The organism is Thermodesulfobacteriota bacterium (genome assembly GCA_036397855.1).
GTDB lineage: Bacteria > Desulfobacterota_D > UBA1144 > Nemesobacterales > CSP1-2 > DASWID01.
The window spans coordinates 21,677-27,676 of sequence record DASWID010000005.1 but is presented as its reverse complement, the minus strand read 5'-3'; the positions used below and the strand labels follow the sequence as shown (position 1 = coordinate 27,676).

Here is a 6,000-nt window from a genome sequence, read left to right as displayed (position 1 = left end):
AATCAGTATAACACACTTAAACCCATTTTACACATAAACCTTTTCTTTTCCCATTTTCTCGCAAAGATAAGCTCAAGTCAAGCAAACTTTCATCTCTGACTGCATATTCCTTCGCAAACAAATCTTTTTTCCTTCAAGCATATGACCTCTCCTATAACACTGCCATAGTTTATGTTAGAGAAAGACCTATAAAATTGTTTGGAAACGGAGTTAACAATAATCGCAAGGAAGGATACCATTCTTCACGAGTCCAACTTAAGCAGGGCTTGAGAAAAGGGGAGCAGTACAGTGAACCGCTCCCGTCAACTGTGATTACCCCCTTCTATTTTGCTTTGATTATTAACACAAATCCTTAAGATGGCCTTTTTCAAGGCTGCTATTTTGTCACATAACAACGCTCGGGACTCATTGACTCAATAAAGTCCTCAATATAATGAGTAAGGATATGGACTTTTAATTGAGGTTACATTAAAATCAGAACGGGTATTCGTTTCTTCAAAATTTGGAATGCTTGCGTTCGCTCTCTTTATTTATTATAAATATTATTAGATGGAAAGACTCATAAATAAGCATCTGAAGACAAAGACATTCGGTAGGGTAATAAGGTTCTATCGTGAAGTGGAATCAACGAATGATGTCGCGTTTGATCTAGCGAAGGAAGGTGCAGCCGAAGGAACTGTCGTTATCACGGATACACAGACAAAGGGTAGGGGTAGGCTTCAGAGGAAGTGGATTTCACCGCCTGGTTTTAACCTCTATATGTCGATAATTTTTCGACCTTCGATCTCCTCAAAAGATGCTACCATACTGACACTGGTGAGTTCTATTGCACTTTTTGAAACTGTTAATTCACATGGGATCAAGTCTCAAATAAAATGGCCCAATGATTTGCTGATCAATCGAAGGAAGGTGGCTGGAGTCTTAACGGAGATGGAGCCTGATGGAGAGCGAGTTGAGTTTGTTTTAGTGGGGTTAGGAATAAACTTGAATATGACACGAGAGGTGATGAATAATTTGATGGGTGAGGTTTCAGAGATTGTTACTTCTGTCAGGGAAGAATTAGGGTGTGAAGTAGATAGGTCTGAATTTGCAGCGAACCTGATAAACCTGCTTGAAAAGTGGTACGACGAGTTCAATAGCAAAGGAAAGTCAAATATTATTGGTGAGTGGAAAAAAAGGTGGGGAGACCTGAATAAAAGGGTGAGAGTTAGGATCGATGGCAATGTCATTGAAGGTATAGCATACGACTTAGATCAAAATGGATTCTTACTCATAAAAAAGGACAACGGGGAGATTGAGAGGATAATTGCAGGTGACGTTACTGTCCTTTAAGTAGTCAAAACTTGTGATCGTTGATCATGTCCCAAGGTATGGGTTCATGATTGAATCCCCTCTTCGGGATGGCCTATATTATTTTTCTATCATGAAATATTTCTGAGAATTCCTTTTTCTTCAGTATCTTATCGTAAAAAGTGCTAAGGTATTGCATAAAGACCATGTAAAATTTTGATTTCTCAGATCTTCTTTGACGATCCAATATTGCTCTTTTTTAAGGAATACCATTTCCCCGACCTGTATATCCTGTTTCGACTCGGGTGGACAAAGGTCGAGATAGCATTTGTTTTCTTAGAGTTTAAAGTTTCTTTCTCTTTGCCTTAAGAAACTTATACGAAATATAATTGCTATGAGAAGGGTTTCATCGTCTAATAGTTTAACACTCTGATTGTCCAATAAGGCCTATTATTTCTTCTCGTATGCTGTTCATGAGCACTGACCATTCACGTATGATTGATACGTCATTCATAGGGAATGACTTTTTGATTGAAAATCCTGATTCTGTAGGATCGACAACACAGCCCGGATATTTTTTGTTAAGTATATAGCCAAATCTGTTAAGTAGATCTCTGGATTCTAGATCTTTTCCCTCGAATCTAGATATCAAGATTACATCTTGATCGAATCCCTCAAAAACTATATTCCAAAGACTTGAACTAGATTCCAATCCGAATGAAAGTTTTATTAAGTTTGAATTGTCACCAATCTGACGGTCCATCTAAATAACAATATTACACGTTAACCGATAGGAGTCGCAACAGAATTTTATTTAACGATGGCGACAAAGGCTATTAGGAATGAACCTTTAAAAGTCGTGCCTGCTCGCAGTAGCCACGTAAACCAGAATCACTATTTGTTGTATGAGCCACCTTGAAGCTTTGCAAGGCTCTTCTTAGCAGTTGATATGTAATTGGAATAGTTTTCCTGTTCACTTACAAGGTCAAGAAACAAGTTATAGTTTTTAATCGCCATTTGAGGGTTATTTGTGGCTTCGTAGCTGCGTGCGAGGAAAAAGTAGGAGTCGGGATAATTTGGGTTTATAGAAATCGCTTTCCTCTCGCTTTCGATACTCTCATTATATTTCTTCATATAAAAAAGGGTAATTCCCAGGTTCATATGGGCTGGGGCAAAGTTGGGATCAAGATCAATAGCTCTCGTGTATTCCGATACTGCCCTTGGGAAATAACCTTGAGACCTGAATGTTGTTCCCAGGTAGTTATGTAACTGTGGGGAATCAGCTAAATCTACTGCCTTTTTGTAGTGATCGGCTGCCTTATTATAGTCTCGTGTATTAAAAAAGTAAGCAGTTGCCAAATCGACGTGAGCCATCACGAGATTGGGATCTAATATCAGAGCCTTCCAGATAGATTGGTCATTGGGTTTCTTCCCATTGGCGGCCCAGATGATATAATGACTTTCGGCATCGTTGGGATCCATCTGTAAAACACGGTTAGCAGCTGCTTTGGCATCGTTTTCTCTACTAAGGTGAAGATAGTTTATGGCAAGAGCTCGCTGTGTTTCCAAAAGGTTAGGGCCATATTGGAGTGCTTTAAGTATGTTTTGATATGCTTGATTAAAAAATGGCTCATACTGATCCTTTACTTCCAGCCTGTAAAAACCAATGAATGAATTGACCTCTCCAAGGCCTGCGTATGCTGGGGCAAAATTAGGATCGAGCTTGAGTGCTTTGTTAAAATTTTCTATGGCATTGTTGAAAGCATGGGGTGTAAATTTCAGATATTCTTTTCTTCCAGTCTGATAAAAGTCTTTGGCACCTAAACTGCTAGTATTCGTTTCATTCTGATCAGCGCTCTCCTCAGACTTGGTTAAGTTGGCGAATAAAATAGTACTACCGATCAATATCGCCACGAATTTTTTTGTGAAAATTTTATTTAGAATCTTTTTAGTTTGTGTCATGCCCATCCTCCCATTAGTTAATATTTTTACATGATTTTAATTTTATATTCAATAATTTTCAGAAATAAATTTTACTATTTCGTTGGCTATAATTTCATACATATCTTTGCCCAGATGGCCAGACCTGAGGATCGCAAGTGAGCTGAAGCCACTTACCTCGCCAGATGTGATTTCTATTCCCGAGTCTTTTTGTACCAGTGCAAGCTTTAAAGATACCGTGACTTCGCCGAATTTGACTGCTCCGCCTTCAAACTTGAAATCTGTGCCAGGAACATAATTGGTGACTTCACCAAGAAGCACCAGGGTCTTATCGGCAGGGATTTGCCCGATATTCCCACGGCTTACCTCTTTGAATGAATCCTTTTCAGTTTTTAAAAGCTTTTCAACATCGTTCGGTATTTTGGTCAATGCTTCTTTGGGAAAATCCGGGATTGCCGTCTCGAAGTCAAATATTTCTAGTGCTTCATATCTATCTAATTTACTCTTTGGAGGAGTGAAGTATGAAGAAGTTTTCACGTCGCCGCAGCCAAAGTTGAGGATGGGGATTAATGAGAGATAGATAAGAAGTAAACTTGCTAGGGCCTTTTTCATTAAAATTAAATTCTGACTAATTTTTACCCATTAATTATAAATTATCAACCCGAATTGTGTCCATAAATATAACTTGAATTTCCTTAAATTCCGCATGCGACTATCTTAATAACATACCAGTGTTCTAATTATAATTTGTAGATAATCATTATTCTAAGGTAGATTTATAATATTCTTGGAAGATTATATAGCATTTAAGTTGTGAACTACTGATAAGAAAATGGATGATATAGAGAAAATAGGGCGCATCTTAAAAGAAAATCATGTCATTGCAGTCGTGGGATTGTCGGCAAACTGGCATCGTCCGAGTTTTTTTGCTGCAAAGTATCTTCAGGATCATGGTTACAGGATTATCCCTGTTAATCCCACCTACGAGGAAATCCTGGGAGAGAAATGCTATCCGAGCCTTCTTGACATAACTGAGCCCGTTGATGTAGTGCAGATTTTCAGGAAGCCAGAAGATGTACCTCCGATTGTGGAACAGGCTGTAAAAATTGGGGCAAAGGTTGTTTGGATGCAACTTGGTGTTATAAATGAGAAAGCGGCAAAAATAGCAGAAGACGCCGGACTTGTTGTAGTGATGAATCGATGTATGAAGATCGAGCACGCGCGTCTATTCGGTGGACTCAATTTTGTTGGTGTAAATAGAGGTATTATATCTTCCAAGAGACCGAAGTGGTTACCTTTTTAATACACGATGCAGGATGCAAGATGCAGGGAAAAAAGTAAAAGTTCATCATGAATCATGTATCGTGCATCGTGCATCATGAATCGTGTATCATTCTAATTCGCGGCTGAGTAATTACTGGAGAAAAAAATGCCAGATAGAAAATTTGGTTTTGAAACACTTTGTCTCCATGCTGGCCAGCTGCCAGACCCCGTAACAGGGTCGCGTGCAGTCCCTATATATCAGACAACCGCATATGTTTTTGATAGTTGTGACCATGCTGCAAGCTTATTCAATCTTCAGACGTTTGGGAACATTTATACAAGAATTATGAATCCTACCAATGCGGTTTTCGAAGAGCGGATGGCTGCTCTTGAGGGCGGCAGGGGAGCTCTGGCTGTGGCCTCTGGAATGGCTGCACAAATGGTGTCAATATTTACCATTTTAGAATCTGGAGATAATTTGGTTTCGTCAAGCACGCTTTATGGGGGAACATACTCGCAGTTTGACGTGAGTTTCAGGAAGCTTGGAATAGAGACAAAATTTGTTAACCCCGATGATCCCGAGAATTTCAGAGCCGCTCTAACCAAAAATACAAAGGCAATCTTTGCAGAAACCATAAGCAATCCGTTGGGGAATATTCTTGACATTGAGCCAGTTGCGAATATAGCACATGGAGCTGGCATACCTCTAATAGTTGATAATACCTTTGCAACGCCATACCTTTGCAGGCCAATTGAGTTTGGTGCCGATATAATAGTCCACTCAGCAACTAAATTTATCTGTGGACATGGGACGTCAATAGGAGGCGTACTCATCGAATCCGGAAGGTTTCCCTGGGACAATGGAAACTTTCCAGTTATGATGGAGCATTCGAAAGGGTATCACGGTATCAGGTTTTATGAGACATTTGGAGACTTTGGCTACATAATGAAGGCGCGCGTTGAGACGCTTCGTACGTTTGGCCCTGCTCTTAGCCCATTTAATTCCTTTCTCTTCATCCAGGGTTTAGAAACCCTGCACCTGAGAATGGAGAGACACTGCTCTAATGCAATGGCCGTTGCGAAATTCCTGAGGGAACACCCCTCTGTTACATGGGTTAACTATTCTGGTTTCAAAGACAGTCCCTATTATGAGCTTGCAAAGAAATATGTTCCGAAGGGTGCCGGTTCGATCTTCACCTTCGGTATTAAGGGTGGCCCGGGGGCCGGCGTAACGTTCATAGAGAGCCTACAATTATTGAGTCATCTCGCAAATGTGGGAGATGCGAAAACTCTAATTATTCATCCGGCCTCAACGACACATAGACAGCTGAATGAGGAAGAACAATTACTTGCGGGCGTAACTCCGGATATGATTCGAATATCTGTAGGTCTTGAAACGCTGGATGATATTCTCTGGGATATTGATCAGGCCTTGGAAAAGTCGCAGAAGGTAAAGGCATGAAACTATAAATTCCAAATCACAAGCGCCAAATTACAAAAAAGCAG

The 6,000-nt window shown here is 40.0% G+C and carries 6 protein-coding genes; 3 read left to right on the top strand and 3 right to left on the bottom strand.

What is annotated here, in order from left to right; genetic code table 11:
• Positions 1-549: 549 nt before the first annotated feature.
• Positions 550-1,332 carry a biotin--[acetyl-CoA-carboxylase] ligase gene (locus VGA95_00415; GenBank protein HEX9665007.1) on the top strand — a complete coding sequence of 261 codons (783 nt, stop codon included), beginning with the start codon at positions 550-552 and terminating at the stop codon, positions 1,330-1,332.
• Positions 1,333-1,711: 379 nt separating this feature from the next.
• Here the strand turns inward: VGA95_00415 and VGA95_00410 are convergent, their stop codons facing one another.
• The 3 genes from VGA95_00410 to VGA95_00400 form a co-directional block, all read right to left on the bottom strand.
• On the bottom strand, positions 1,712-2,053 hold the full coding sequence (locus tag VGA95_00410) for a hypothetical protein (GenBank protein HEX9665006.1): 342 nt from the start codon (positions 2,051-2,053) through the stop codon (positions 1,712-1,714).
• 131 nt (positions 2,054-2,184) lie between these two features.
• Positions 2,185-3,252 carry a tetratricopeptide repeat protein gene (locus VGA95_00405; protein ID HEX9665005.1) on the bottom strand — a complete coding sequence of 356 codons (1,068 nt, stop codon included), beginning with the start codon at positions 3,250-3,252 and terminating at the stop codon, positions 2,185-2,187.
• Positions 3,253-3,300: 48 nt separating this feature from the next.
• Complete coding sequence (locus VGA95_00400) at positions 3,301-3,843, bottom strand: hypothetical protein (protein ID HEX9665004.1); 543 nt, start codon at positions 3,841-3,843, stop codon at positions 3,301-3,303.
• Between the two features lie 220 nt (positions 3,844-4,063).
• On the opposite strand from VGA95_00400, the gene VGA95_00395 reads away from it, so the two are divergent.
• Positions 4,064-4,534 (top strand): CoA-binding protein, encoded by a 471-nt coding sequence (locus tag VGA95_00395; protein HEX9665003.1) that lies wholly within the window; start codon positions 4,064-4,066, stop codon positions 4,532-4,534.
• A 126-nt stretch (positions 4,535-4,660) separates the two neighbouring features.
• Positions 4,661-5,956: an O-acetylhomoserine aminocarboxypropyltransferase/cysteine synthase family protein gene (locus tag VGA95_00390; protein ID HEX9665002.1), complete on the top strand. Its 1,296-nt coding sequence runs from the start codon at positions 4,661-4,663 to the stop codon at positions 5,954-5,956.
• Positions 5,957-6,000: the final 44 nt, after the last annotated feature.